We start from the raw sequence: 23,690 nt of genomic DNA on the forward strand, positions 1-23,690 counted from the left end.
ACAGAATCCTGTTCATCCATTCCGGGGTGCCGATGGCCGATCTGCTGGAGCTGGGCCGGCGCGGCCATCACACAGAGCTGGCCCAGCACGCTGCCGCGGCACGCTCCAGCGCGGCTTGGTCGGCGGCTGCCGCGCTCGAACTCGCCTGCGCCTGGCTGCTGGCCGGTGATCTGCGCCAGGCGGATCTCGCTGTGCTGGAGGCCGATCAGTGCGACCCCTCCCTCGGCCTGGTGCCGGATGTGTGGGGCCTATGGCCCGCACCACCCGCCCAAGAGGGTGCGGAGCGCCAGCAGGCGCTGGCCTGGGCGGAGCGCTGCCGCGCCTGGCGCCGGCCTGATCCCCAGGCCCTCTGGCAGCAGCTGCTGCCCCGCCTGCAGGCCCATTGGAAGCTGGCTCTCGAACCCGATCCCGGCGATCTGCTGCTGATTCTTTCCCGCACCTCTGAGGCGGCGTCCGCGCCCCTCGATCCGCCCCTGCAGCCGGAACTGGCGCGCCTGGTGGGCGATGCCGAGATCGCCGCCGAACCCGCCGCCAGCAACCGCTACTGGCAGCTGCTGGCCAGCCTCTGGCCCCAGTGGGCCCTGGCCCGCATCCGCGCGGCCGATCTCGCCCTCGCCCGCGGTGAACTGGAAGCCAGTGGCCGCTGGCTGCAGGAGCCATCACCCGCCGCCCAGGCCAATCCCTGGTTCCACGATGTGGTGGCCCGCCACGCCGTGCAGCGCGGCGCTGTCGACGCCGCCCTTGACGCCTGGGCGGAAGCGATCCGCATGGCCCAGGCCGATGCCAGCACCACCGGCCTGGCGGAGCTGTTTGAGCAGCGCCGCCGCGAGGCCCGCCGTGGTCCGGGGGTCCTGCAGGTGCGCAGCCTCGCCAACCGCGGTGAGCCGCAAGCCGCCGGCGCCCTGCTGGAGCGGCTGCTGGCCGACGACCCCCAGTGGCAGCCGCTGCGCAGCCTGAAGGAGCAGCTGCGCGCAGGGCTGCCCTCAGGCGCTGTGGCCGGGCCCGCTGACCCGCCTGATGGGATGGCGGAAGGCAGGGACGCAGGCCCCGATTGGCTTGATCGGGCCACGGCGCGGTTAAAGGCTCTTGGTGTGGCCACACCGCCCCTGCCCCCGCAGGCGCCTGACGCCGACATCGACGCCATCACGCGCCGGCTCAGCGACTACGAAGCCCGCTTCGCGCTGGCCTGATCAGGCACTGGCCTGAGCGCCATCAGCCCTGCCGTTCCACCCGCTCCAGCAGCGCCTCAATCAGGCCTTCCGCCCGCTGCAGCTGCTCACGCTGGCGCTGCACCAGCTGCTCCTGCTGCTGGTGGGCCAGGAGGCAAACCTCCAGTTCCTCCTGCACCTGCTGCAGCATCAGCAGATTGAGCTCCGCCTCATCGCGGGCCTCCTCCAGCTGGCTGCGGAGGCTGACGATCTGGGCCTCCAGGTGCTGGGGGTCGGCGGCCGTGGCGCGGGTGGGTTCGCTCATCGGCGATACCTTAATCAAGTTCCCTGAGTAACAATCGATTGGAGCCAAAGGTCGCTGTTGCCTCATCCCCCTCCGCGGCCGCGCCCCATGTGGAGGTGCAGCGGTTCACCGATTTCGCTGGCTTTGAAGCCTTCATCCAGCGCAACCATCACCTCTGGAGCCACCAGGTGCAGCAGGCCCTGCGCCTGATCGCCCTCAACGGCATCCTCGATCCGATCAGCGGAACCGCCCTGCCGGCCAGCGCCCTGCAGCTGAAGGGCAGCAATTACCGCGAAACCCTGGAGGTGCACGGCTGCCTGGCGCGCCATCGCGCCCTGTGGTTGTTGATGCAGGAGCTGATCAGCAGCGGCGAGCTGCCCGCCGTCGCCGAGCTCGACCTCTACTGCCCTGAAGCGATCACCCCGTTCGCCCAGCTCCTGCGCCAGCGCTTCCCCCGGGTGATCGGCAGTGAATACCTCCCCGATCCCAGCGATCCGCAACGCGAGCACTTCTCCCATCAAGACCTCTGCGCCCTCACCCTGGGCGATGCCTGCGTGGATCTGGTGCTCTGCAACGAGCTGTTCGAGCACCTCTACGACCTGCCCGCCGCTCTGTCGGAGATCGCCCGCATCCTGCGGCCCGGCGGCCATCTGGTGGCCACCTTCCCCTTCGCTTACAACCGCTACGACACGATCGTGAAGGCACGCCACCGCCCCAGTGCGGCGCCAGGCGTGGCGGCTGAGGCCGAACTGCTGGAAGAAGCGGAGTATCACGGTGATCCCGTGCATCCCAAGCAGGGCAGAATTGTGTATCAGATTCCGGGTTGGGAGTTACTCGATCAGGCACTCCACGCCGGCCTCGCCACCCCCACCATCCATTGGGTCGCCGCCCCCAGCTATGGCATCCTCGGCCAGGAAATTCCCGCCGTGATGGTGCTGGTGGCGGGTCGCGCCTGAGCACTGGCCGCAAGCGCATCAACAGCGGCGCTGGTGCTCCAGATACCAGCGCACCGTGTCCGCCAGGCCCTCTTCAAAGTTGTGGCGCGGCTGCCAGCCAAGTTCGCCGCTGATGCGGCTGGGATCAATGGCGTAGCGCCGGTCATGTCCTGGCCGGTCCGTCACCGATGTGATCAAGCGGCTGTGAGGAGCTCCAGTTGGCTTCAGCTCATCCAGCAGGATGCAGATCGCCTCCACCACCTGCTGATTGGTGCGCTCTCCATGGCCTCCCACGCAATAGCTGCCGCCCAGCTCCCCCCGATTCGCCGCTAGCAGCAGCGCATCCACGTGATCCTCCACATACAGCCAATCACGCACATTGGCCCCATCGCCATACAGCGGAATCGGCTCGCCGGCCGCCGCCTTGAGGATCACCACCGGGATGAGCTTTTCCGGGAACTGCCAGGGGCCGTAGTTGTTGCTGCAGTTGGTGAGCACCACGGGTAATCCAAAGGTGTGGTGCCAGGCGTTCACCAGGTGGTCGCTGGCGGCCTTGCTGGCTGAATAGGGGCTGCGCGGGTCGTAGAGGGTGGTCTCCGAGAAGCGCCCCGTGGGCCCCAGCGAGCCGAACACCTCATCGGTGCTGATGTGGTGGAATCGGAACGTGTCGCGGCGTTCAGCCGGTAGCTGCTCCCAGTGGCTGCGCACCGCCTGCAGCAGATGGAAGGTGCCGTTCACGTTGCTGGCGATGAACGCTCCCGGGCCCTCGATCGAGCGGTCGACATGGCTCTCGGCGGCCAGATGCAGCACCAGATCCGGATCCGCCTGGCGCACCGCCGCCTCCGTGGCCGCCGCGTTAGTGAGATCCACCCGCAGCAACTGGTGGCGGCTCTGCCCAGCGGGGCTGAGGGCCCGAGGGCCGAGCTCCGCCAGTACCCCCTCGATGCTGGTGAGATCGCTGGCGTAGCCGCACTTGTCGAGGTTGAACACCAGCGCCTCGCTTTCGCGCAGCAGCCGGCGCACTACCGCACCGCCAATAAAGCCGGCGCCGCCGGTCACCAGGATGCGGTGGCGGCCGGCGAGCAGGGCGGGAACGTCAGGTGGGCTGGTTGCAGACATGGGCGAAGCGGGCAATTCGTGATGCAGTACAGGTGTAAAAACTGGCGGCGATCGGAATCGGGCCGCACTGCTTAGGGCGGATGAAGCGTCTCAGGATCTGGATCCGGCGCCGCCCTGGTGGCGGCCGGGGTTTGCTGAGCTGGTCACGATTCCAGCTCCGCTTGCCAGGGATTGAGGGTCGCCACCCCGGTTGCTGTGAAGTGCCGCAGATTGCGTGTCACCACCGTGAGGCCCCGCTCCAGCGCCGTTGCAGCGATCAGCAGGTCGGCGCCGTCGTGGTCGATCTCGGCGGAGAGCTGCCCCCAGCGACGCGCCACGCCCACGTCCACAGGCAACAGCCGATCGCCATACAGCCGCAGCAACTGGTCTAGCCATCCCGCCAACTGCAGCGCAAATCCGGCATCGGTTGTGCGCCTGCGGGCAATGCTCCGTTCGATCTCGCCGATGCTCACCACACTCAGAAAACAATCCTCCTGCCGCTGCCTGCCGATCCAGGCCACCACACCCGGATCACGCTGGCGCAGCCGCAGCTCGGAGAGCACCATCGTGTCGATCAAGAACACGGGAACTCCCTCGGCGTCAGGGGCATCCGCTCGAAGCCTTCGTCGTCTTGCGGCATCTGCAGCAACAGTTCGGACAGCGAGGGCGCGTTGGCCACGTCGAGGCGCTGCAGCCGCTGGTAGTCCTCGGCCGACAGCACCACACTCACCCACTTGCCACGGCGCGTCACCTTTTGTGGTTGGCCCAGGGCGGCCGCATCCACTACCGCGCTGAAGCGGTTCTTGGCGTCCTGGAGGGTCCAGATGGCATCCATAGCGGGGGCAGCTAGCTGATCCAGCTAGCCTAATGGCGGCGATCACGCCACGGCCTCCAGCAGCTGACGCAGCGCCTGACGCCAGTGCAGCGCGGGCATGTCCAGCACGCGGCGGCTGCTGGAGGTTTCCAGCAGCGAATAGCTGGGGCGTTGCGCCGGGGTGGGGTAATCGGCAGTGGTGAGCGGGTTCACAGCGGCCATTCGCTCCAGGAGCCCCAGCTCCACGCCCAGCTCGCCCACCGCCACGGCCACGTCGTACCAGCTGGCGGCACCGGCCTCGCTCCAGTGAAGGATCAGCGGCAAAGGCCTGGCTGGTGATGAGCCGGCCTGCTCCATCAGCCGCCAGCATGCCGCCGCCAGGGTGAGCGTGCTGGTAGGGCAGCCCACCTGATCCGCCACCACACCGATCTGCTGCTTCTCCCGGTGCAGCCGCAGCATCGTGAGCGCAAAGTTCCTGCCCACCGGCCCCATCACCCAACTGGTGCGCAGGATCACCCCCTTGCCGCCACTGCCCAACACGTCTTCCACCGCCTCCTCGCCGGCGGCCTTGCTGCAGCCGTAGACCCCCAGCGGCACACGCTGCTGCTCCGTGCGATACGGACTGCCCTGCTGGCCGTTGAACACGAAATCAGTGCTCACCTGCAACAAGCGTCCGCCGCTTTCCAGCAGCGCCTCGGCAAAGGCGCGCGGCGCGGCGCCGTTCACCGCCAGGGCCAGCTCCGGCTCGCTTTCGGCCTTGTCCACCGCCGTGTAGGCGCCGCCATTGAGCACCCAGTCGGGACGGTGTGACCGCACCGCCGCGCGGCAGGCCGGGGCATCCGCGAGATCCAACGCCATCACGCCCTCGCCGCCGCTGCGGCTGCTGGCGATCACCTCAACCCCCTCGGGCACCTGCTGGCGCAGGGCCTGGCCCAGCTGGCCGGCAGCGCCGGTGAGCAGCACTTTCACGCAAACACCTCCCCGGCGGCCAGCGCCTGCGCCAGCGTGGGAGCGGCGGCATCCTTCACGGCCAGCAGCGGCTCGCTGATCCCCAGCGGCGCCAGCGGCCAAGCGATCGCCACTTCTGGATCGTTCCAGCGCAGCGAGCGCTCGCAGGCCTTGCTCCAGAAGCCGCTCGCCTTGTACAGCACCTCGGCTGATTCGCTGAGGGTGAGGAAACCGTGGGCAAAGCCCACCGGCACCCACAGCTGCTGCTGATTGCCGGCACTCAGCTCGGCAGCCACCCACTGGCCGAACGTGGGCGAGGGGCGGCGCATGTCGACCGCCACATCAAAGATGGTGCCGCTGGTGCAACGCACCAGTTTCCCCTGGGGCTCAGGTTCCAGCTGGTAGTGCAGCCCTCGCAGCACGCCACAGCTGGAGCGGGAGTGGTTGTCCTGAACAAAGGTGGTGGGCGTACCCACCGCTGCATCAAAGCGGCGCTGGTTCCAGCTCTCGAAAAAGAAGCCCCGCTCATCGCCAAACACCTGCGGCGTGATCAGCAGCGGCCCCTGCATCACCGCGCCGCTGGCCGTGCTGAGCTGCTCAACCTGCATCGCTTCCCTCCTGCAGCAGCGACAGCAGGTAGCTGCCGTAGCCGCTCTTCTTCAGCGGCAGGGCCAGCCGCTCCAGCTGCTCGCCGCTGATCCAGCCCTGCCGCCACGCCACCTCCTCCGGACAGCCCACCTTCAAACCCTGCCGGTGCTCCAAGGTGCGGATGTAGCTGGTGGCCTCGTGCAACGAATCGCAGGTGCCCGTATCCAGCCAGGCCATACCGCGGCCCATCAGCTCCACCTTCAGGAGCCCCTCCTCCAGATACTGCCGGTTCAGATCGGTGATCTCCAGCTCACCCCGCGCCGAGGGCTGCACCCGCTCGGCCCGCTCCACCACGGTGTTGTCATAGAAATACAGCCCCGTGACCGCATAGCGCGACTTCGCACGCTTCGGCTTTTCCTCCAGGCTCAGCACCCGGCCCTGCGCATCAAACTCCACCACCCCGTAGCGCTCTGGATCACGCACGGGGTAGGCGAACACCGTGGCCCCCACACCGCTGCCACTACAGGCCTGCAACTGCACGCTCAGGTCGTGGCCGTGGAACAGGTTGTCCCCCAGCACCAGCGCCACCGGTGCCCCATCCAGAAATCTGGCACCGATCAAAAACGCCTGGGCCAACCCATCCGGGCTCGGCTGCACCGCATAGCGAATGGCCATCCCCCAGGCGCTGCCATCGCCCAGCAGCCGTACAAACGACGGCTGATCCACCGGCGTGGTGATCACCAGCACATCGCGTATTCCCGCCAGCATCAACGTGCTCAGCGGGTAATACACCATTGGCTTGTCATACACCGGCAGCAACTGTTTACTCACCGCCTGGGTGATCGGATGCAGGCGCGTGCCACTGCCACCAGCCAAGATAATTCCCTTACGCATCATCCCTTGAGGCCATGGCCAGCAAGCTCACGGGGCAACAGTTTAGGCGTGACATCAGAGGAATTCAATCCAGGATTCTGCCAATCAAAACGCCACCAAACCCGTAAAAGATGATGGGTGCAGTTTCCACATTCATAACGCGGGGGATCTGAATTCTGTTGGCTCAGAAGATCCAGCATCAGCACATCCAACCCTCCGAGCCGCAACATACTCACGCGCGCCAATGTACAGCGCTTCGGTGGTAATGCTCACAATCGCCATGGCCGCCTCAAGCAGGCTCCAGTGAAACTGCTCCACCCCAAAAAGGCACACCCTTCAGGCGCAGTCACCTGGATGGGGGCGAAAGCCTCGTGCTACCACTGCTGGCGAACTCGGCCACCGTGCCCGCCAGCCCCTCCGCCAACGGGATGCGGCCGCGCCACCCGCCATGCCGCGGTGGCCCGCCACGAAGAAGCGGTCGGCTGGGGTGATCAAGGGGATTGCTGTGGGCATGGCTGGCTCCAGAGGCAACGGCCCACCCGCTGCACATGGGCCTCCAGCTCCGCTGGTAGCTCATGGCGCAGCACCAGATCCACGCGCCAGGGCAAGAGGAGATCGTCGACTGCCGTCATCAGACGCAGGCGATCCCCGTGGCTCAGCTGAGGGGCCTCCAGGCAGAGATCAATGTCAGAACCGCGTCGATGACGACCCATCGCCCGCGAACCGAACAGCCACACGGCCTCAACCTGCGGCTGGGCCGCACACAAGGCCAGCAGCCGTTCCAGGGCCTGCTCCGGGATGCCAGCGATGGCTGCGGCCTGTCTTGCTGCTGGCATGCTGCTCATTGCCCTTCCTGCAGCTGGCGCTGCTCCAGCCTGTCGCGGAGCTCTTGAAAGCAGGGGAGGTAGCTCCCCACGATCTGAGCGGCGATCGCGTCGGCGGTGGATCGGTTGTAGGTGTGACTGGTGAGGTTGCGGTCCTGAATCATCAGCATCCAGGCGTCCCCGCTTTCGATCAGCCCTAGGCGGAAGGCTTCGCGCAGCGTATCCCGAGAGCCCAGCAGCGAAGAATCTCCCTGACTGCGAAGCAGGTCGCGCAGCGTGTTCCAGGCAAGCTCAAAGGTGTACTCAAAGGCTTTGATCAACCCCTGCTGTTCTCGTTCATTCAAGCTGGGGGGCTCAAGAAAGGTTTCCAGCTGAGCCAAAGCCTTGCGGTAGTTGCTGAAACGCTGCTGCCAGCGGATGTCTTCTGCCATCACCTCTTCCCTCCGGCCGCCGTCGTCGCCGACGGGTTGGTGGGCGGGTTCTCCATCGAGCCCACCACCTTGAAGCCCTTCAGCCGCAGGATCGCCTCCTTGCGCGCTTCCTCCTTATCGGCCGCCACCATCTCGGCCACCAGCTCCTCCAGGGTGCTGGTGGGCGTCCAGCCCAGCTTTTCGCGTGCCTTGGTGGGATCCCCCAGCAGCGTTTCCACCTCCGCCGGCCGGATATAGCGCGGGTCGATCCGCACCACCACTTCGCCGCTGCTGCGCTTGCCGATCTCCTCGGTGCCCGTGCCCTCCCACTGAATCGCCCCCCAGCCCAGCTCCAACGCCGCCAGCTCGATGAAGTGCCGCACCGTTTCCTGCCGGCCCGTGGCAATCACGAAATCCTCCGGCGGCCCCTCCTGCTGCAGCATCCGCCATTGCATCTCCACATAATCCCTGGCGTGGCCCCAATCACGCAGCGAATCGATGTTGCCCATGTAGAGGCAATCCTCCAGCCCTTCGTTGATCCGTGCCAGGCCGCGCGTGATCTTGCGCGTCACAAACGTTTCACCCCGCCGTGGTGACTCATGGTTGAACAGAATCCCATTGCAGGCATACATGCCGTAGGCCTCGCGGTAGTTCACCGTGATCCAGTAGGCATAGAGCTTCGCCACCCCATAGGGGCTGCGCGGATAGAAGGGTGTGGTTTCCTTCTGCGGTATCTCCTGCACCAGCCCATACAGCTCACTGGTGCTGGCCTGGTAGATGCGGGTTTTCGGTGTGAGCCCCAGCATCCGCACCGCTTCCAGGATGCGCAGCGTGCCCAGGGCATCGCTGTTGGCGGTGTACTCCGGCGCCTCAAAGCTCACCGCCACATGGCTCTGGGCGCCAAGGTTATAAATCTCATCCGGCTGCACCTGCTGGATGATCCGGATCAGATTTGTGCTATCGGTTAAATCGCCATAGTGCAGCGTGAGCCGCGGATCCACCTCATGGGGATCCTGATAAAGATGATCGATGCGCGCCGTATTGAAGCTGCTGGCGCGGCGCTTGATGCCGTGCACCGCGTAGCCCTTCTCCAGCAGCAGCTCGGTGAGGTACGAGCCATCCTGGCCGGTGATGCCTGTGATCAGTGCGGTTTTGGCGGCTGGGGGCACCGGAGAAGTTCTGTGAAGTGTGTGTTTCACAAACTACGCCGAGCAGCCGCAAAGGCGCCACGACACCTCTGCCCGCGCCGATCACACGATCGCCAGGGCCGTGAGCGATCCGGTGAAGCCGGTGATCTCCACGATGGCGTCGTTGGCGGATTGGAAGCCAGCCAGCCCATCATTGAGCGCCAGGAAGGTGCGGCTGCCGCCGCTGGCGCCAAGGCTGAAGGTGGCGGCACCGTTGGCGGCGAACGCTGTGGGGATCAACACCGCCGCCAGTGCCGTGGCGCTGAGGTCGGCAACACTGCCCAGCTCACGCAGATCGGCGGCCGACACCTCCCGGGGGCCATCGATGCGATCGCTGCCGATGGCCAGATCTGTGATCTGATCACTGGCGTTCAGCAACGAATCGCGCAGGCTGGTGATGCGGAACGTGTCCGCGCCAGCCAGGCCGGTGAGCGCATCAACAGCGGCGCTGGTGCTGATCACATCGGCGGCGGCACCGCCTGTCTTGAAACTGGGGTTGACACTGCTGAAGCCGAGCCGGCCACCATCACCGAACAGCGCCGTCGCCGTGAGCGCGCCACTGTTGCCCAGGGGCCTTCCCTGGCTGGCGTTGAAGCCCACGTTCACGCTGCGGCCCGGCTGAATCGTGCTGGCCCAGGCATCACCGGTCACGGTGTGGCGAAACAGGCCGCCCGCCAGCGCCGTGCTGCTGATCCGCACCCCCCAGGGTGTGCTGGTGGGACGGTGCGGGCTCTCGAAGCTGAAGTTCCAGCTGTTCAACGGCACCGTGCCGGTGTTGGTGAGCGTGAGTTGCACCGTCATGCCACCCGTCCAGATCGATCCGCCCACGGACACCGCCAGGTTCGGGTTGGAGGTGAGCGGAATGCCGTTGAGGGTCTGGGGCAAGGGAGCGCCGGGGACGGGCGTGGGTGTTGGCGTTGGAGTTGGAGTGGGTGTCGGGGTTGGAGTCGGGGTTGGAGTGGGAGTGGGCGTCGGGGTTGGGGTGGGTGTTGGTGTCGGGGTGGGTGGCACCGGCGTTCCGCCGCCGCTGGTTCGTACGGAAATGCCCGGCAGCGCATCGAGCTGGGCATCGGTGAGCGCCTGCCCGCCGCGACGCTCCACGCTGCGGGCGAAGGCACCGGCCAGGCCAGCGTTGTAGTCGATCGCCACCTCATTGGCGACGAAGTCGTCGCGGCGGTCCTGATAGGAGAAGTCGTCGGAACTGGTAGGGCCACCCACCAGGGCGCCGTAGAGGATGTGGGCGTTGGGCAGGCCGTTGCGGAACCCATCCCAGCCCACGCCTGAGGCGGCCCGGTGGTGGGGCTGCCGGGGTGCATTGGCCCCAAAGCCCACCAGATAGCTCGACCGGCGCGGATTGGCACCAAGGATGTAATCCACCGTCCCCTGAGACAGCCGGCTGAAGGCCCCACCTGGGTCGCGCACGTTGTCGGCATACACATCCGCCAGGAAGGCCGTGTTGGCGGCATAGCGCAGCGAGCCCCACTGGCTGATGTGGCGCAGGCCGCCGGCACTGATCGTCACGCCGTTGCCGCCGTTCACCCAGTTGTTCAACCAGAGCTCCACGTCCTGCTGCACGCGGGTCGAGCCCGTGTCCTCCGCCAGGATCACCGCCGTGGCATAAGACGCATCGTCCCAGTTGCCGGTCCAGCCCCTCGAAAGGCCGCCGATGTTGCTGGTGTAGATCGACAGGGCCTTGTCGCGGTAGGCCGTGCCACTGCCGCCCGCCGCCGTGACCGCCCGCGACAGCCAGGCCGCGCCATAGGCCAGCTCATCGTTGAACCCACTCCAGGAGTTGTAGTAATTGCGCACCTCCGGAATCGAATCGGAGTAGCGGCCCCGGTAACGATCGGCGAAGTCGTAAAGCGAAATGGCGCGGGTCAGCAGCACATCGGCGTAGGCGGCTTCGCCGTTCTGGCGGAACAGCACCGAGGCGGAAGCCAGCGCTGCGGCTGAGCCGGCAGCCACATCGGAGCCGGGCTTGCTCGGTGTCACCGCCATGGCCGGACGGGCAATGGTCTGGCTCTCCGGCGAGCTCCACAAGGCGTGGTCGGCCGCCACATTGCCTACCTGCGCCACGAAGAACCGCGTCGCTCCCGCCGCATCAACGGCGTGGGCCTTGAGCAGGTAATCCGTGCCCCAACGCACCGCATCGAGCAGTTCGTCGGTTTGCCCCGAGAGGGCATAGCCATCGGAGAACTCGATCCCGCCCCAGGAGAGGGTGGCCAGGGTGGAAGCGAGCGGCAGGCTGAACTTGGAGTGATCGCCGGCATCGTGATACCCGCCGGTGAGATTCAGCGTCAGCCCGGTCTGGAGGTTGGCGACGGTTTGCCCACCGAAGTACACCCCGTCAGCGCCGTCGCGCAGGCCGGAGTCACCGCGCCAGTCGATCCGCTTTCTGGCTTCGTCAAGGTCGCCGGAGCGCTGCGCCTCATAAAAAAGGAAGTTCTTCTGCAGCGCCTCGGCGTAATTGAAGCCAATACCTGTGAGTGGATCGACGCTGGACATCGCGCAAAACAAATCGCTGCAACGGTCCTACGCCGGATGTCCCCGCCGGGGCGACCCCCATCGGAGGGTGGTTGGCGGCTCCGCTGAGGGTGGGCGCCACGGCAACCGTGCGGGCTGAAGCGATCAGCGCAGCCGGATCAGCCCCTGCCGCAGCGCGATCACCAGGGCTTGCAGACGGTTGCGCGCCCCCATGTTCTGCAGCAGACGCTTGGTGTACGACTTCGCCGTGTTCGGACTGATCATCAGCCGCTCGGCGATCTCCCGGTCGGTGAGCCCATCGGCGAGGCCCTCCAGGATCTGGTAATCCCGCGGGCTGAGTTCGCTGATCGGCTCCGGCATCGGTTGGTTCCGCATCGAGGCGCTGCGGAAGTGGCAGCCGCCCAGCGCCGCCAGCACCGCCGCCTGCAACGCCCCGCTGTGGAAGGTCATGTCGCATTCCGCCACCAGCCCATCGATCCAGGCGGCCCGCACCAGTGCCTGCTCAGGACAGGGCCCCGTGCTGATCACGATCACCTTCAAGGCGGGGTAGCGCTCCTTGGCGGTGGCGGTGAGGCTGAGCACGTCACCGCGCTCCAGGCTGTCGGAGCACACCAGCAGCCCGTGCGGCTGTTGCGCCAGCCGCTGGAGGCAGCTCTCGGCATCGGTCACCGCACAACCGATCAGGCCATAGCCGAACAGACCGATCGTGTAGCGCAGCAACAGCGGCTCCTGGCCCATCGCCAGGGCCACCCGCGGCGGGATCGCCGTGGAAAGCAGGGCCCGGCGCATCACCGTTCGCCGGATCTGCACAACGGGGAGATCGGCGGTGAAATCCACAGCGGCCGCAACGGGAGCAGAGCAAGGGCAGGCTATGGGGATGGGCGGGCGATGGGCGGGCCTGCACGCCAGCGAACCAGCCCCCAGACTGCCCAGCGAAGGTTGCCCGCCGCCCCGATGGCCCTGCAGGTTCAGAACAAGCGTCCGCTGAGCGGCTGTCGGCCCTGGCTGGCTCTGCTGCTGCTGCTGGGCGGCAGCCTGCTGCTGCCCGTGCCACCCGCCCTCGCCGATGGGGAGCCGGCCGCCGTGAAGGTGCGCACCCTGGTGAAGGCCGGCGAGGCCTGGAACGGCACGCGGCTGCCCGCCTATCCCAAGGGCGAACCGGAAATCACCGTGCTGCACATCACCATTCCGCCGGGGGTGCAACTGCCGATGCACACCCACCCAGTGATCAACGCCGGCATGTTGATCCGCGGCCAGCTGCTGGTAACTAGCAAGGAGGGCGCCCGCCTGCAGCTGAAGGCGGGTGAAGGGCTGATCGAGATGGTGAATCAGCCCCACTACGGCACCAACAACGGCAACGAACCGGCCGAGATCGTGGTGGTGTACGCGGGAGAAAAGGGCAAGCCGATCACCGTGCTGGAACCGGCCGCAGGCAAGGCGCCCTGAACGCCGGGCCGGCGTGGCAGGCCCAAGCCCACAGACACACGCCGGCAGCCCTCAGGCCAGCCCTTCGATGCGCCGGTACGCCGCCCAGAACTGCTCCATCTGCTCGATGGTGCCCAGGCTCACCCGCAGCGCGCCATCGATCAGAGGCTTGCCGGCCATCGAGCGCACCAGGATGCCCGCCGCTCGCAGTTCGGACTCCACCACGGCCGCCGGCCGCAGCGGCCAGAGCAACAGATAGTTGCCACCGGCGGCGTGATGGCGCACCCCGGCGGCCACCAGCTGCTCCAGCAACCAGGCCCGCGCCCGCAGCACCTCGGCCACGTAAGCGTCGGTGTAGGCCTGATCAGCCAGGGCCGCATGGGCGGCGGTCACAGCAAAGCTGTTGACGTCGTACGGGCCGCTGACCCGGCTCACCCGGTCCACCAGGGCCGGTGCCCCCACCGCAAACCCAAAGCGCAGCCCGGCGAGCCCGGCCGTTTTCGCCAGCGAGCGCAGCACCAGCAGGTTCGGGTAGGCCGCGAAGGGGTCGGTGCCTGCTGCTGTGGACACTCCTGGGGAGGGCGCTCCATTCCCGCTCAGCAGCAGTGGCAGCACGCTGTCGCCGGTGAAGGCCTCGTAGAGCTCATCCACCACCACCAGCGTGCCGGGGGCAGCGGCCGCCAGCTCCAGGATCCGCTGTGGAGCCAGCCGGGTGCCGGTAGGGTTGTTGGGATTGCAGATCAGCAGCAGCCGCGGGGCTGTGGCGGCGAGAGCCGCCTTGATCTCCTCGAACGGGAAGGCGAAACCGGGCAGCCGGTAGGGGATCGCTTCGATCTCCATGCCCTGCATGCGGGCGCAGGGGGTGTAGTAACCGAAGGTGGGGCTGGTGGTGAGCAGCCGTTCGCCGGCGGCGCCGTAGGCGTGGAACACGGCATGCAATGCCTCATCCACCCCGTTGAACAGGCCGATATGGGCGGCAGTGAGGGTGCCGGAGCCGGGAAGGCTTTCGGTGTCGGAGTCTGAGCCGGGGCCGGTGACAGATTCGTCGACCAGCGCGGTGATCACCGCCTCCCGCAGGCCGTCGTATTCGGGGTAGATCGCGTAGTGATCGGCCGGAATGGCGCGCACCGCCGCCACCACCTTCGGGCTGGGCCCCACGGTGTTCTCGTTGAAGTCGAGCCGCAGCAGGCCGCGGCGCCCCTCCAGCGGCGCGCTGTAGGCCGTGAGCGTTTCCACCTCCGGGCGTGCCGGCGGGCAGGGGCTAACGGCCGGGCGCTCGCCGGGGCTGGGGCTGTTCACAGAAGCGGCCTCACGGCGACGGGGAGCATCCACCAGCAGCAGCCTAAAGAGGCTCCAGACGCCGCCCCTGAGGCATCGGCGGCCAGGCATGACCCTGCCGCCGATGGAACACACAGCCAGCTCAACCTGGCGTTCTGAAGCAGAATCGAATCCTGGGGAGGGAGGAGGTTCTGGTGACAACAACCGATCTGGTTCTGCGGGCCCTTGAGCGCGGCGACCTGAGATTCATTCACGACCAGGTGAACAACAGAAGCGTGATGGCTTACTGGTTCGAGGAGCCCTACGAATCCTTTGATGAGCTCGAAGAGCTCTACAGCCGGCACATCCATGACAACGCAGAGCGGCGCTTCGTGGTGGAAACCAGGGAAAAGGAATTGATCGGGCTGGTGGAGCTGATCGAGATCGACTACATCCACCGGCGCGCTGAATTTCAGATCATCATCGCGCCACACCATCAAGGCAAAGGCTTCGCCCGCTTCTGCATCCACAAAGCGCTCGACTACTCCTTCACCATCTTGAATCTGCACAAGATCTACCTCTCCGTGGCCGTCGACAACGCCAAGGCCCTGCACCTCTATCAAGACTGCGGCTTCGCGGAGGAAGGCCACCTGGTGGGTGAGTTTTTCATCGAAGGCCGCTACCGCGATGTGAAGCGCATGTACATCCTCCAGGAGGATTACCTGGCCAGAGCCCAATAGCCGTTCACATCCGCTCCAGGGTGGGAATGCCGAGCAGGCCGAGCCCCAGCTTCAAGGTGGCCGCCGTGAGGCGGCAGAGCGCCAGCCGCGAACTCCGCGCCGGTTCCTCGGCCTTGAGCACCGGCACCTGATCGTAGAAGCGGTTGAACATCTGGCTCAGTTCGAACAGATAACTGCACAGCCGGTTCGGCAGCAGTTCCTCCTCCACTTCGGCGATCACGCCGTCGAACTTGAGCAGCTCCCGCACCAGCGCCCACTCCTGCGGCTCGCTGAAACTGAGCATCTCCGGCAAGGGTGAATCTGCGACACCGGCAGCCGCATCCGCCCCGGCGCCTCCCTTGCGGGCGATGCCGGCGATCCGCACCACCGCATAGAGCAGATAGGGGGCGGTGTTGCCGCTGAGGGCCAGCATGCGATTAAAGCTGAACTGGTAGTTGGTGATCCGGTTGGTGCTCAGGTCGGCGTACTTCACCGCCGCCAGGCCCACGGTGGTGGCCACCTCGGTGATGAAGTCCTCCTCTTCCTGGCGTTCCTCCTCCGCCAGCCGACGGCGCAGGTCGGCCTCGCAGCGCTCCACCGCCTCCTCCAGCAACTCCTTGAGTCGCACCGTGTCACCGGCGCGGGTCTTGAGCTTCTTGCCGTCTTCCCCCTGCACCAACCCGAAGGGCACGTGCTCCAGCCGCCCGTCCTCGGGGATCCAGCCGGCGCGGCGGGCCACCTGGAACACCCCGGCGAAATGGCTGGCCTGGCCGGCATCGGTGACGTAGATCACCCGCCGCGCCCCATCGCCTGCTGGGGGCGCCGCAAAGCGGTAGCGGATGGCGGCCAGATCGGTGGTGGCGTAGTTGAAGCCGCCGTCGCTCTTGCGCACGATCACCGGCGGGGCCTTGCTGGCGCTGCCGTCCTCCGCTTCGAGGAACACGCACTGGGCGCCGCCATCGCTCACCAGCAGTCCGGTGGCGGCCAGATCCGCCACCACCGCCTCCAGATAGGGGTTGTAGAAGGATTCGCCGCGCTCATCGAGGCGGATGTCGAGGGCGTCGTAGAGGCGCTGGAATTCCCGGCGCGACTGATCACACAGCAACTGCCAGGCGCGGCGGCTGATCGGATCGCCGCTCTGCAGCTTCACCACCTCCTCACGCGAAGTGGTCTGGAAGGCTTCATCGCTGTCGAAGCGGGCCTTGGCCTGGCGGTAGAAGGCCACCAGATCGCCCAGATCCACCGCGTCAGCGGTGATAAGCGCCTCGGGCGCCTCCTGCTTGAGATGGGTGATCAGCATGCCGAACTGGGTGCCCCAGTCGCCCACATGGTTGAGCCGCAACACCGGATGGCCGCGAAACTCCAGCACCCGCGCCAACGCGTCGCCAATGATCGTGGAGCGCAGGTGCCCCACGTGCATCTCCTTGGCGATGTTGGGGCTGGAGAAATCCACCACCACCGGCGCCGGCGCCCCGTTCCCGCTCTGCTCGGCCACCGTGGGCACCCCCAGGCGCGGATCCCTCAGCCGCCCTGCCACCTCCGCGGCCAGCCGCTCCGGCCGCAGAGTCAGGTTGATGAAGCCGGGGCCGGCGATCTGCGGTTCCAGGCAGAGCGCGGTGAAGGCCGGATCGGCCGCCAGCTGCTCAACGATCGCCGTGGCAATGGCCCGCGGCGCCTGGCGGAGCGGCTTAGCGAGGGACAGGGCACCGTTCGCCTGAAAATCACCGAATTCGGGTTTGGTGGCCGGCGCCAGCTGCGGATCCAGCCGCAGGCCCCCTGCCCCGAACATCGTTGAGATCTCCTCGCCCATGGTTTCCACGGGGAAGGCCCGCTGCATCGCCGCGCGCAGCTGGCTGTCGAGGGCTTGGGCGAGGCGGAGCATGGGCAGCGGGGCAGAAGCAGGGCGCTCCCGGCAGGGGGGAGGCACCCTGATCATCCCCTCTGGACCGATGGCAACCCGCCGGGCAGGTTCTGGAAGCATGCACAAATGGAGCGAGCAGCGCTACTGGGCTGCCCACGCCATGGGTGGCCCGCCAGGATGGCGGAACCCGCTGGCGGAGCAGGTGAACGCCCCGTTCACCGCACAATCCCACCGCCTCAAAACCGCATGCAACTTGCCTCCGTGGTGTTCTACGGGCGTCTGGGGGAGCAGGCCCTGGCGATGTTCAACCTCGAAGGCGACCTAGAGCAGTGGCGCGACGCCCGCGTGCTCGACTGCCCCGGCGGGCCCGGTTCGCTCGCGGCCCGGCTGCGGGGCCTGGTGGGGGAGGTGGTGGCGGTGGATCCCCTCTATGCCCTGCCGGAGGAGGAGCTCGAACGGCGGGCCCTGGCCGATCTGGAGCGCACCATGGCAGGCCTGCGCAGCAGCGATGCGCTGCGGCCGGATTTCGATCTGGAGGCCTGCCACGAGCAGCACATGCAGGCGCTGCAGGCCTTTCTGGAGGATCGCCGCCGCCATCCGCAGCACTACCGCAACGCCACCCTGCCGGAGCTGCCCTTCCCGGATCAGAGCTTCGATCTGGTGCTCAGCGGCCACCTGCTCTTCGCCTATGCCCCCCTGCGCGATGGCGGCCTCTCCAGCAGTGGCGGCTTCGATCTGGCCTGGCACCGTCGCGCCCTGAGCGAGCTCTGCCGCGTCAGCCGCCACGCGGTGCGCCTCTACCCCGCCCACACAATCGAGCGGGTGGCCCAGCGCCATCCCTACGCCGTGTCGCTGCTGGCCGAGCTGCCGCCGGGCTGGCGGGGCACCTTCTGCTCCAGCCGCTACGACCAGGGCCACGACGGCTGCACCGATGCCCTGCAACTGGAGCGGATCACGGCGGCGGAGGGCGGACCGTCAGCGGCGGGCAGCGCTTGAATGGCGGGGTGCGGCCCCACCGTCGATGCTGCAACCCTTCCCTCCGCCGCTGGCGCGCACCTTGGTGGGCGGGCTGCGCGATCTGGTCGCCGTAGAAGGCGGCGCCACCAGCGAGCAGGCGCGGCTGCTCAGCAGCCTGGCGGTGCACCTGCTCGGGCTCACCCCAGACGAACTCACGGCCGCCGCCCCGCTGCCGCCCGAGGAGCTGGCGGCCCGACTGCCAGACGACGACAGCCGCCGCCGCTTCCTGCAGCTGGCGTTGATGCTGGAGCTTTGCCGCCATCCCCGCAGCGCCGCCCAGCTGCAGCGGCTGGAGGCCTTCAGCGACGCGATCGGCATCCACGGCGTGGAGCTGCGCCTCGTGCAGGACCTCTTCCACCGCACCGCCGCGGAAGCCACCGCCAGCTTCGTGCGTTGCTATGCCACCTTCATGCCCGAGCTGTCCGCCCGCCACGGCGCCCTGATGGCGGATCCCAGCAAGCAGCCTGGCAAGGATCAGGGCGGCGCTCCCGGTGACACCTTCTTCGCCCAGGTGCAGGGGCTGCGCGACTGCCCCCACGGCAGCCTCGGCTGGGCCTTCGTGCAGTTCTACGCGCGCAACGGCCTGCCCCTGCCGGCCCGGAACACCCCGAACCCCGCCTACTACGTGAGCCATGACATGAACCACGTCATCACCGGCTACGAGCCGACGGGGCCGGGCGAGATCGCTCTGGGCGCCTTCAAGCTGGCGCTCCGCAACGACGACGCCAACTGGATGGCCTCGCTCGCCAACTTCCTCATCCATGAGGTGGGTCTGTTCGTGCACGGCAACGACAGCCAGTTCGTGCCCTACGGCGGCGACGGCGAGCCCTACAACGGCCTCAACGGCAAACGGGGAGCCCTCGATCTGCCGGGCGCGCCCGAGTTGCTGGCGGAAGCCTGGCGCCGGGGCGCCGCCTGCAGCGGTGATTTCAGCCGGCTCGATCACCTCGCCCTCGCCAGCGAGCCCCTGCTGGAGATCCGTCGCCGCTTCCACGTGCTGCCGCTGGAGCGGCCCATGCTCGACGAGCCGGAGTTCTGGCCCTATGAGGGCTGAAGGCTCTGCTCCGCCGATGGGCGGTTGAAGCCTCCGCTCAGCTGGTGAGCTCCAGTTCCCGCTCCAGGCCCGCCATCACCACATCGGCGCTGAGCTTGATGCGGTAGCGGCAGGCCTGGGTCTCGCTGCAGTCGAAGGTGCCGCGCTCCCAGTACTTGTTGCTGCCGGCGCCGCCGCCGCAGAGGCCGAAGTACTCGCACTCGGCCCGGCAGCGCTCCACGCCGGAGCGGATCTCGCTGTACACCTGCTGGAACTTGGCGCTCTCCACCACGGATTCCAGGCTGTCGGTGATCACGTTGCCGAAGGCGAAATCGCCGTAGGCGGCGGTGGCCACCGACAGCAGCTCGGGGTCAAAGGTAGAGAAGTTGCCGCGCGCATCCACGTTCACGATCGCGAACGGGTGGTTCATGTCAGTGCGTGCCAGCCGCTGATCGCCGCAGGCGAGGCCGGCGATCTCATCGAACTCCCGCAGGCGCAGAGCGCCGGGCTCGGCCCGCAGCCGCTCCCAGAAACGCTCCAGAAACGCCTGGTAGCGCGCCTCCGAGCGGGGGCGGGACAGGGTGGAGCTGAGGTTCTCTCCCTCGGTTTCCTCCATGTTGAAGGCCAGGTTGTCCATGCCCTGGCCGTGGAAGAAGTCGAACAGGGTGTCGGCGTGATCGAGGGCGTCGTCGGTGAGCACGGCGATCACCTGGAAGGGGATGCCGCGGCGCTGCAGCCAGCCGATGCCCCGCAGGCTGGCGGCATGACTGGGCAGGCCGGTGCGGGTGCGGCGGTGGGCGTCGTGCAGGAAGGCAGGGCCATCCAGGCTCACACCCACGTGGATGTCATTGCGCTCGAAGCAATCGCACCAGGCGGCGTCGATCGTCATGGCGTTGGTCTGCAACGACTGCGCGATCTGCAGCGGCGGACCGTCCCGGCGGGCCAGTACGGAGCGGATCAGCGCGGTGGCCTCGTCGTAGAAGGCGATCGGCATGGTGAGCGGCTCACCGGCATGCCACAGCAGGGTGAAGTCGTCGGTGGCGAAGGGGCTCTCCAGCACCCGCTCCAGCGTGCGCTCCAGCAGCTCCAGCGGCAGCCGGCTGCGGTCGTCGCGGCTGGGCAGGTAGCAGTAGTCGCAGTCGAGGTTGCAGAACGGGGTGGGCTGCACCACCAGCAGCCGCAGGGGACCGAACGCGGGGGAGGTCAACGGCTCACCAGAAGTTGCGGAAGCCGCCGCCATTGCGGAACCCCCCATTGCCGAAGCCGCCGTTAGGCCAGCCACCTCCGTTGCGGAAGCCGCCGTTCCAGAAGCCGCCATTGCGGAAGCCACCGTTAGAGAAGCCGCCATTGCGCCAACCGACCCGCGGCCCGTTCACAAACACGTAGGCCAGCACATCGTCGGGGATGGCCTTGGTTGCTGCCGGCTCCTGGCCATCGACGGCCAGATCCTGGCCATGGACCGCGCCGGTTTCCAGCTCGCGAACCGCCCCGGCGATGCGGCGCAGACGGGCCTCCACGCTGAGGCTGTCCGGTTCAGGACCGTCGCGGCTCGGGCTGGCGGCGCCAGCGGCAGCCAGCGCTTCGGCGGCCGGGATCAGCGGCAGGATCGCCAGGAACAACAGAAAGCCGAACTGCCTGGGACGCGGAAGGAAAGCCATCGGAAGTGAAACCTGGAGAACGGAAGAAGCGGAGGGCGAGGGCGTGGGGCGGGGTGACTCAGGGCGCAGACGGGGCGGAAGACGCTGCCGCTGGACCCTGGGGACGGATCGCCTCGTAATTCAGCAACACCGTTTCGAAATAGGTGCGAATGCGCTCAGACGGCACCCCCAGCATCCCCTTCGGACCCACCCAGCGATCCACGCTGGCCACTGCCTCGGGATCGCCGTCCACATAGCCCTGCAGCATCCGAGCGATTGCCAGGTTGGTGAAGTCGCGGAAGGCGGAATCGTTTTCAGGCACCACGCAACCCACCGCGTAGCGCTCATAGGGCAGCTCCGGCGTGACCACCAGGCCGGTGGCACCGAGACTGCTGACCTTGCCGATCAGCAGGGTGGTGTCCCCCATCACGCCGTCCAGCTGGCCGGCCTGCAGCGCCGCCACCGCCTCCCCCAGCCCGGCGAAGGGAACAGCGCGTGCCTTGGGCTGGATGCCCTTCAACACCGCCTCACCGAGGGAACCCGGCACGGCACCGATGCGGCGGCCCAGCAGCGAGGCTGCTGAGCCATCGATCCGGCCCGCCGGGGCCAGCACGCGGATGCCGGAGAGCCCGATCGGCAGGGTGTAATCCACCTGGGCATCGCGGGCCCAGGAGAAGGGCACACCGCAGGCGAGGGCCAGTTCTCCCTTGCCCACCCGGCGCACCAGCTCGGCGGGATCGCTCACCGGCTCGAACCGCACAGTGATGGGCCGCCCCAGCGCTGCGGACAGCTCTGCCTGGACGCGGCGCACCACCTCCACCCCATAGCCGACGGGCTGGCCACTGCTGTCTCGGAAGCTGAGGGGGGGTAACAGGGGTTCGCTCCCCACCACCAGCTCACCGGTGACGGCCACCCGCTGCAGCACCCCCTCGGCACGAGCCGCTGCGGCCGGCATCACGGCCGCCAGCAACGCAAGGACCACCGAGGTGAGCCGAAGGCTCGGGCTCGAGAAGCGGCAGAACGGCATGGCTCACGGCATCGATAACCCGGCATCACTCTGCTGCCACTGGGCCAGGCGCGCCACAAGCCTGGAACCAACGCCATAAATCCACAACGCCAGGTCCACGACGCCAGGCCCGGGTGGTGGCCACGCTCAGCCGCCGCTCGGGAGGTAGCGCATGCTCAGATCCAGCCAGCGGCTGCGGGTGACCGGCGCGCTGGTGGAGATCAGATCGATGCCGGTGGCGGCGTAATCGCGCAGCTGTTCAGGTTGCACCCCCGACGCTTCCAGCACCACCGCCCGCCCCTGCGCTGCCGCCAGAGCCCGCAGCTGCGGCACCAACGCCTGCAGGGCCGGCGGGGCGAATTCATCGAGCAGCACCGCATCGGCGCCGGCACGCACGGCGGCTTCGGCCTCGGCGGCAGTTTCCGCCTCCACGATCACCCGCGCCGGCCAGGGCGCCGCCGCCCGCACCGCCGCGATCGCCGGCCCCACCCCGCCGCTCCAGGCCAGGTGGTTCTCCTTGAGCATGGCCGCGTCATCGAGGCCGAAGCGGTGGTTCAAACCGCCGCCGCAGCGCACGGCGTACTTCTCCAGCAGCCGCAGGCCGGGCGTGGTCTTGCGGGTGTCGGCCAGGGCCACGCCGCTGCCCGCCAGCTCAGCCACCAGCCGGGCGGTGGCGGTGGCGATGCCGCTCAGGCGCATGGCCAGGTTGAGGGCCGTGCGTTCCCCCGCCACCAGGGCCGGCGCTGCCCCCTCCAGCTCCAGCAACGCTTGCCCCGCCCGCACCGGCGTCCCCTCCGCCAGCCGATCGCGCACCACCACCCCCGGATCCAGCAGCCGGAACAGGGGCTCCACAAGCACGCCGCCGCAGAACAACCCATCGGCCTTGGCGATCCAGTGGGCTCGGCCCCGGGCACCGGTCAGGGCCGGGGCGGTGAGATCGCCGCGGCCGAGATCCTCCGCCAGCCAGCCACGCAGCTGCTGTTCAAGAGCAGGTCTGAAAGGCAGCAGGGGCGGCTGTGTCACCGGGGAAAGGCGGGGGGAGGCGGGGCAGCCAGCGTGGAAAAGCGGGGCAGACGGATCAGACGGGGCCGTTCAATCCATGATCGACGCCGGCCATTCGGGCTCCCGGCCGCGGGGCAGCACGTTGAAGCGCTGGCGCACCAGCTCCAGCGGGTCGGCGAAGTGGTCCCAGGGGTCGATGGCGGCGATCAGATCCACCGACACCTGGGCGCCGTGGGCCATGCCGGCGAACAGGCGCTCCACATCGAGCGCCTCACGCTCACCCGGGATGAACGGGGTGGCGCCGATGCCCAGCTCGAATTCCGCCAGCGCGAACATCAGCACATAGAACGGGTCCACCCGCTCAAAGCCCGCCTGGAAGCCGAGCACAGCCCCCTCTTCGGCGGCAGTAGTGCCGTAACCGCCCAGCACGTGGCAGCAGTCGTGGTGCATCACCGGCGGCGGCGGGCCGCCCAGCTCTCCGGGGAATCCGAAGCGGTTGCGGTCGATGAAGGCGGCATAGGCCAGGCCGAAGCTGCCGGCGGGGTAGTGGCGCAGGGCCCGGTAACGCTCCGCCATGGCGGTGTCCTCCTGCCGCAGCAACACCCGCGCCACCCCCAGGGCACCGCGCAGCCCCTCCTGCTCCAGGGTGGCCCGCGCCGCCGACGCGATGAAGCCGCGCCTGGCGATGTCGAGGCGCACCATGGCCAGCCGCTGCTCCATCACCTGGCCGAAGGTGCGCACCGGCGCCGGGTCCACCGCCAGGGCTGCCGCCGCCTGCTCCAGCAGCTGCTGCTGCACCGGGGAGGTGGCACCGTCGAGCAGTGCCACCAGGGTCATGCCGCGCAGGATGCGCTCGCGCCACTGGGGATCGGCAGTGACGGCCTGCACCCGTTCGGCCAGCTGGTCGGGGCTGATCGGCGCCAGCGCCTCCAGGTCGCAGTCGATCTGCAGCAGGTGATCACGCACGCCGCGGATGGCGGCGAGGGCCTTGGCCGTGGGCGCGCCATTGCAGCGGGCCACCGTGAGCAGGGCCGCCAGAGCGGCGGCGCCGATGGCCTGGCGCTGCTCCAACGGAAGCTGAGCCCTGGGATCGATCACCGCACAGCTCCACGCCGTGAGG

The 23,690-nt window shown here is 67.9% G+C and carries 25 protein-coding genes; 6 read left to right on the forward strand and 19 right to left on the reverse strand.

Translation table 11 applies throughout. The annotated features are described in order from the left end of the window. Window positions 1-32 precede the first annotated feature (32 nt). Entirely contained in the window at window positions 33-1,190 is a 1,158-nt protein-coding gene (locus CJZ80_RS07555) for a hypothetical protein (RefSeq protein ID WP_094511903.1), read from the forward strand. A 22-nt stretch (window positions 1,191-1,212) separates the two neighbouring features. Here CJZ80_RS07555 and CJZ80_RS07560 read toward each other — a convergent pair whose 3' ends face one another. Next, window positions 1,213-1,473 carry a hypothetical protein gene (locus tag CJZ80_RS07560; RefSeq protein ID WP_094511905.1) on the reverse strand — a complete coding sequence of 87 codons (261 nt, stop codon included), beginning with the start codon at window positions 1,471-1,473 and terminating at the stop codon, window positions 1,213-1,215. A gap of 38 nt (window positions 1,474-1,511) precedes the next feature. On the opposite strand from CJZ80_RS07560, the gene CJZ80_RS07565 reads away from it, so the two are divergent. Further along, complete coding sequence (locus CJZ80_RS07565) at window positions 1,512-2,408, forward strand: bifunctional 2-polyprenyl-6-hydroxyphenol methylase/3-demethylubiquinol 3-O-methyltransferase UbiG (protein WP_198948266.1); 897 nt, start codon at window positions 1,512-1,514, stop codon at window positions 2,406-2,408. An 18-nt stretch (window positions 2,409-2,426) separates the two neighbouring features. Here CJZ80_RS07565 and rfbB read toward each other — a convergent pair whose 3' ends face one another. From rfbB to CJZ80_RS07620, 11 genes are all read right to left on the reverse strand, one after another. Beyond that, window positions 2,427-3,506: a dTDP-glucose 4,6-dehydratase gene (gene rfbB, locus CJZ80_RS07570; protein ID WP_094511909.1), complete on the reverse strand. Its 1,080-nt coding sequence runs from the start codon at window positions 3,504-3,506 to the stop codon at window positions 2,427-2,429. Between the two features lie 143 nt (window positions 3,507-3,649). Beyond that, on the reverse strand, window positions 3,650-4,069 hold the full coding sequence (locus CJZ80_RS07575; protein ID WP_094511911.1) for a type II toxin-antitoxin system VapC family toxin: 420 nt from the start codon (window positions 4,067-4,069) through the stop codon (window positions 3,650-3,652). Beyond that, complete coding sequence (locus CJZ80_RS07580) at window positions 4,060-4,320, reverse strand: type II toxin-antitoxin system Phd/YefM family antitoxin (RefSeq protein ID WP_094511913.1); 261 nt, start codon at window positions 4,318-4,320, stop codon at window positions 4,060-4,062. Before CJZ80_RS07580 ends, CJZ80_RS07575 begins: the two co-directional genes overlap by 10 nt. 42 nt (window positions 4,321-4,362) lie before the next feature. After that, window positions 4,363-5,268 carry a dTDP-4-dehydrorhamnose reductase gene (gene rfbD, locus CJZ80_RS07585; RefSeq protein ID WP_094511915.1) on the reverse strand — a complete coding sequence of 302 codons (906 nt, stop codon included), beginning with the start codon at window positions 5,266-5,268 and terminating at the stop codon, window positions 4,363-4,365. Beyond that, the gene (gene rfbC, locus CJZ80_RS07590) at window positions 5,265-5,855 is read right to left on the reverse strand and encodes a dTDP-4-dehydrorhamnose 3,5-epimerase (RefSeq protein ID WP_094511917.1); all 591 of its coding nucleotides are present in this window, start codon (window positions 5,853-5,855) and stop codon (window positions 5,265-5,267) included. The genes rfbD and rfbC overlap by 4 nt, the downstream gene beginning before the upstream one ends. Continuing rightward, window positions 5,845-6,732: a glucose-1-phosphate thymidylyltransferase RfbA gene (rfbA, locus tag CJZ80_RS07595; RefSeq protein WP_094511921.1), complete on the reverse strand. Its 888-nt coding sequence runs from the start codon at window positions 6,730-6,732 to the stop codon at window positions 5,845-5,847. Before rfbA ends, rfbC begins: the two co-directional genes overlap by 11 nt. 467 nt (window positions 6,733-7,199) lie before the next feature. Continuing rightward, window positions 7,200-7,544 (reverse strand): nucleotidyltransferase domain-containing protein, encoded by a 345-nt coding sequence (locus CJZ80_RS07600; RefSeq protein WP_094512378.1) that lies wholly within the window; start codon window positions 7,542-7,544, stop codon window positions 7,200-7,202. Between the two features lie 5 nt (window positions 7,545-7,549). Then, window positions 7,550-7,963 (reverse strand): nucleotidyltransferase substrate binding protein, encoded by a 414-nt coding sequence (locus tag CJZ80_RS07605; protein WP_094511924.1) that lies wholly within the window; start codon window positions 7,961-7,963, stop codon window positions 7,550-7,552. Beyond that, window positions 7,963-9,111, reverse strand: coding sequence for a GDP-mannose 4,6-dehydratase (gmd, locus tag CJZ80_RS07610; protein WP_094511926.1), 1,149 nt, complete (start codon window positions 9,109-9,111; stop codon window positions 7,963-7,965). The genes CJZ80_RS07605 and gmd overlap by 1 nt, the downstream gene beginning before the upstream one ends. An 81-nt stretch (window positions 9,112-9,192) precedes the next feature. Beyond that, a complete protein-coding gene (locus tag CJZ80_RS15825; RefSeq protein WP_094511929.1) occupies window positions 9,193-11,634 on the reverse strand; it encodes a glycoside hydrolase family 9 protein in 2,442 nt (813 codons plus the stop codon). Window positions 11,635-11,757: 123 nt separating this feature from the next. Then, window positions 11,758-12,450, reverse strand: a complete 693-nt coding sequence (locus CJZ80_RS07620; protein ID WP_094511932.1) for a response regulator transcription factor — start codon at window positions 12,448-12,450, stop codon at window positions 11,758-11,760. Window positions 12,451-12,567: 117 nt separating this feature from the next. Here CJZ80_RS07620 and CJZ80_RS07625 point away from each other — a divergent pair, with 117 nt between their 5' ends. Further along, a complete protein-coding gene (locus CJZ80_RS07625; RefSeq protein WP_094511935.1) occupies window positions 12,568-13,059 on the forward strand; it encodes a cupin domain-containing protein in 492 nt (163 codons plus the stop codon). A 51-nt stretch (window positions 13,060-13,110) separates the two neighbouring features. Here CJZ80_RS07625 and CJZ80_RS07630 read toward each other — a convergent pair whose 3' ends face one another. Beyond that, the gene (locus tag CJZ80_RS07630; protein WP_094511938.1) at window positions 13,111-14,427 is read right to left on the reverse strand and encodes a histidinol-phosphate transaminase; all 1,317 of its coding nucleotides are present in this window, start codon (window positions 14,425-14,427) and stop codon (window positions 13,111-13,113) included. A gap of 83 nt (window positions 14,428-14,510) precedes the next feature. Between CJZ80_RS07630 and speG the strand changes: the two genes are divergently transcribed. Next, window positions 14,511-15,035: a spermidine N1-acetyltransferase gene (gene speG / locus CJZ80_RS07635; protein ID WP_198948267.1), complete on the forward strand. Its 525-nt coding sequence runs from the start codon at window positions 14,511-14,513 to the stop codon at window positions 15,033-15,035. Between the two features lie 4 nt (window positions 15,036-15,039). Here speG and argS read toward each other — a convergent pair whose 3' ends face one another. Continuing rightward, window positions 15,040-16,896 (reverse strand): arginine--tRNA ligase, encoded by a 1,857-nt coding sequence (gene argS, locus CJZ80_RS07640; RefSeq protein WP_094511941.1) that lies wholly within the window; start codon window positions 16,894-16,896, stop codon window positions 15,040-15,042. A 225-nt stretch (window positions 16,897-17,121) separates the two neighbouring features. Between argS and CJZ80_RS07645 the strand changes: the two genes are divergently transcribed. Together CJZ80_RS07645 and CJZ80_RS07650 are read left to right on the forward strand one after the other, a co-directional pair. Beyond that, window positions 17,122-17,871 (forward strand): methyltransferase domain-containing protein, encoded by a 750-nt coding sequence (locus CJZ80_RS07645; protein ID WP_094511943.1) that lies wholly within the window; start codon window positions 17,122-17,124, stop codon window positions 17,869-17,871. Between the two features lie 25 nt (window positions 17,872-17,896). Further along, complete coding sequence (locus CJZ80_RS07650) at window positions 17,897-18,946, forward strand: hypothetical protein (protein WP_094511945.1); 1,050 nt, start codon at window positions 17,897-17,899, stop codon at window positions 18,944-18,946. Between the two features lie 37 nt (window positions 18,947-18,983). Here the strand turns inward: CJZ80_RS07650 and grrM are convergent, their stop codons facing one another. From grrM to CJZ80_RS15305, 5 genes are all read right to left on the reverse strand, one after another. Then, the gene (gene grrM / locus CJZ80_RS07655) at window positions 18,984-20,132 is read right to left on the reverse strand and encodes a cyclophane-forming radical SAM/SPASM peptide maturase GrrM/OscB (protein WP_233132902.1); all 1,149 of its coding nucleotides are present in this window, start codon (window positions 20,130-20,132) and stop codon (window positions 18,984-18,986) included. A 4-nt stretch (window positions 20,133-20,136) separates the two neighbouring features. After that, window positions 20,137-20,583 (reverse strand): GrrA/OscA1 family cyclophane-containing rSAM-modified RiPP, encoded by a 447-nt coding sequence (gene grrA, locus CJZ80_RS07660; protein WP_094511951.1) that lies wholly within the window; start codon window positions 20,581-20,583, stop codon window positions 20,137-20,139. Window positions 20,584-20,641: 58 nt separating this feature from the next. Next, window positions 20,642-21,589, reverse strand: coding sequence for an extracellular substrate binding-like orphan protein GrrP (grrP, locus tag CJZ80_RS07665; RefSeq protein WP_094511955.1), 948 nt, complete (start codon window positions 21,587-21,589; stop codon window positions 20,642-20,644). Between the two features lie 126 nt (window positions 21,590-21,715). After that, window positions 21,716-22,591 carry a carboxylating nicotinate-nucleotide diphosphorylase gene (nadC, locus tag CJZ80_RS07670; protein ID WP_094511958.1) on the reverse strand — a complete coding sequence of 292 codons (876 nt, stop codon included), beginning with the start codon at window positions 22,589-22,591 and terminating at the stop codon, window positions 21,716-21,718. A gap of 69 nt (window positions 22,592-22,660) precedes the next feature. Next, window positions 22,661-23,668, reverse strand: a complete 1,008-nt coding sequence (locus CJZ80_RS15305; protein ID WP_094511961.1) for a hypothetical protein — start codon at window positions 23,666-23,668, stop codon at window positions 22,661-22,663. Window positions 23,669-23,690 lie beyond the last annotated feature (22 nt).

The organism is Synechococcus sp. MW101C3 (genome assembly GCF_002252635.1).
Classification (GTDB): Bacteria; Cyanobacteriota; Cyanobacteriia; order PCC-6307; family Cyanobiaceae; genus MW101C3.

What these genes read in the sequence shown, in the direction of transcription:
- CJZ80_RS07650 (WP_094511945.1), top strand. Translation starts at nt 17,897, where the DNA reads ATGCTGCAACCCTTCCCTCCGCCGCTGGCGCGCACCTTGGTGGGCGGG.
- argS (WP_094511941.1), bottom strand. Translation starts at nt 16,896, where the DNA reads ATGCTCCGCCTCGCCCAAGCCCTCGACAGCCAGCTGCGCGCGGCGATG.
- CJZ80_RS07560 (WP_094511905.1), bottom strand. Translation starts at nt 1,473, where the DNA reads ATGAGCGAACCCACCCGCGCCACGGCCGCCGACCCCCAGCACCTGGAG.
- rfbC (WP_094511917.1), bottom strand. Translation starts at nt 5,855, where the DNA reads ATGCAGGTTGAGCAGCTCAGCACGGCCAGCGGCGCGGTGATGCAGGGG.
- CJZ80_RS07605 (WP_094511924.1), bottom strand. Translation starts at nt 7,963, where the DNA reads ATGGCAGAAGACATCCGCTGGCAGCAGCGTTTCAGCAACTACCGCAAG.
- CJZ80_RS07625 (WP_094511935.1), top strand. Translation starts at nt 12,568, where the DNA reads ATGGCCCTGCAGGTTCAGAACAAGCGTCCGCTGAGCGGCTGTCGGCCC.
- CJZ80_RS07555 (WP_094511903.1), top strand. Translation starts at nt 33, where the DNA reads ATGGCCGATCTGCTGGAGCTGGGCCGGCGCGGCCATCACACAGAGCTG.
- rfbB (WP_094511909.1), bottom strand. Translation starts at nt 3,506, where the DNA reads ATGTCTGCAACCAGCCCACCTGACGTTCCCGCCCTGCTCGCCGGCCGC.
- CJZ80_RS15825 (WP_094511929.1), bottom strand. Translation starts at nt 11,634, where the DNA reads ATGTCCAGCGTCGATCCACTCACAGGTATTGGCTTCAATTACGCCGAG.
- CJZ80_RS07580 (WP_094511913.1), bottom strand. Translation starts at nt 4,320, where the DNA reads ATGGATGCCATCTGGACCCTCCAGGACGCCAAGAACCGCTTCAGCGCG.
- CJZ80_RS07600 (WP_094512378.1), bottom strand. Translation starts at nt 7,544, where the DNA reads ATGCCAGCAGCAAGACAGGCCGCAGCCATCGCTGGCATCCCGGAGCAG.
- grrP (WP_094511955.1), bottom strand. Translation starts at nt 21,589, where the DNA reads ATGCCGTTCTGCCGCTTCTCGAGCCCGAGCCTTCGGCTCACCTCGGTG.
- CJZ80_RS07645 (WP_094511943.1), top strand. Translation starts at nt 17,122, where the DNA reads ATGCAACTTGCCTCCGTGGTGTTCTACGGGCGTCTGGGGGAGCAGGCC.
- CJZ80_RS07630 (WP_094511938.1), bottom strand. Translation starts at nt 14,427, where the DNA reads ATGCCTGGCCGCCGATGCCTCAGGGGCGGCGTCTGGAGCCTCTTTAGG.
- rfbA (WP_094511921.1), bottom strand. Translation starts at nt 6,732, where the DNA reads ATGATGCGTAAGGGAATTATCTTGGCTGGTGGCAGTGGCACGCGCCTG.
- grrA (WP_094511951.1), bottom strand. Translation starts at nt 20,583, where the DNA reads ATGGCTTTCCTTCCGCGTCCCAGGCAGTTCGGCTTTCTGTTGTTCCTG.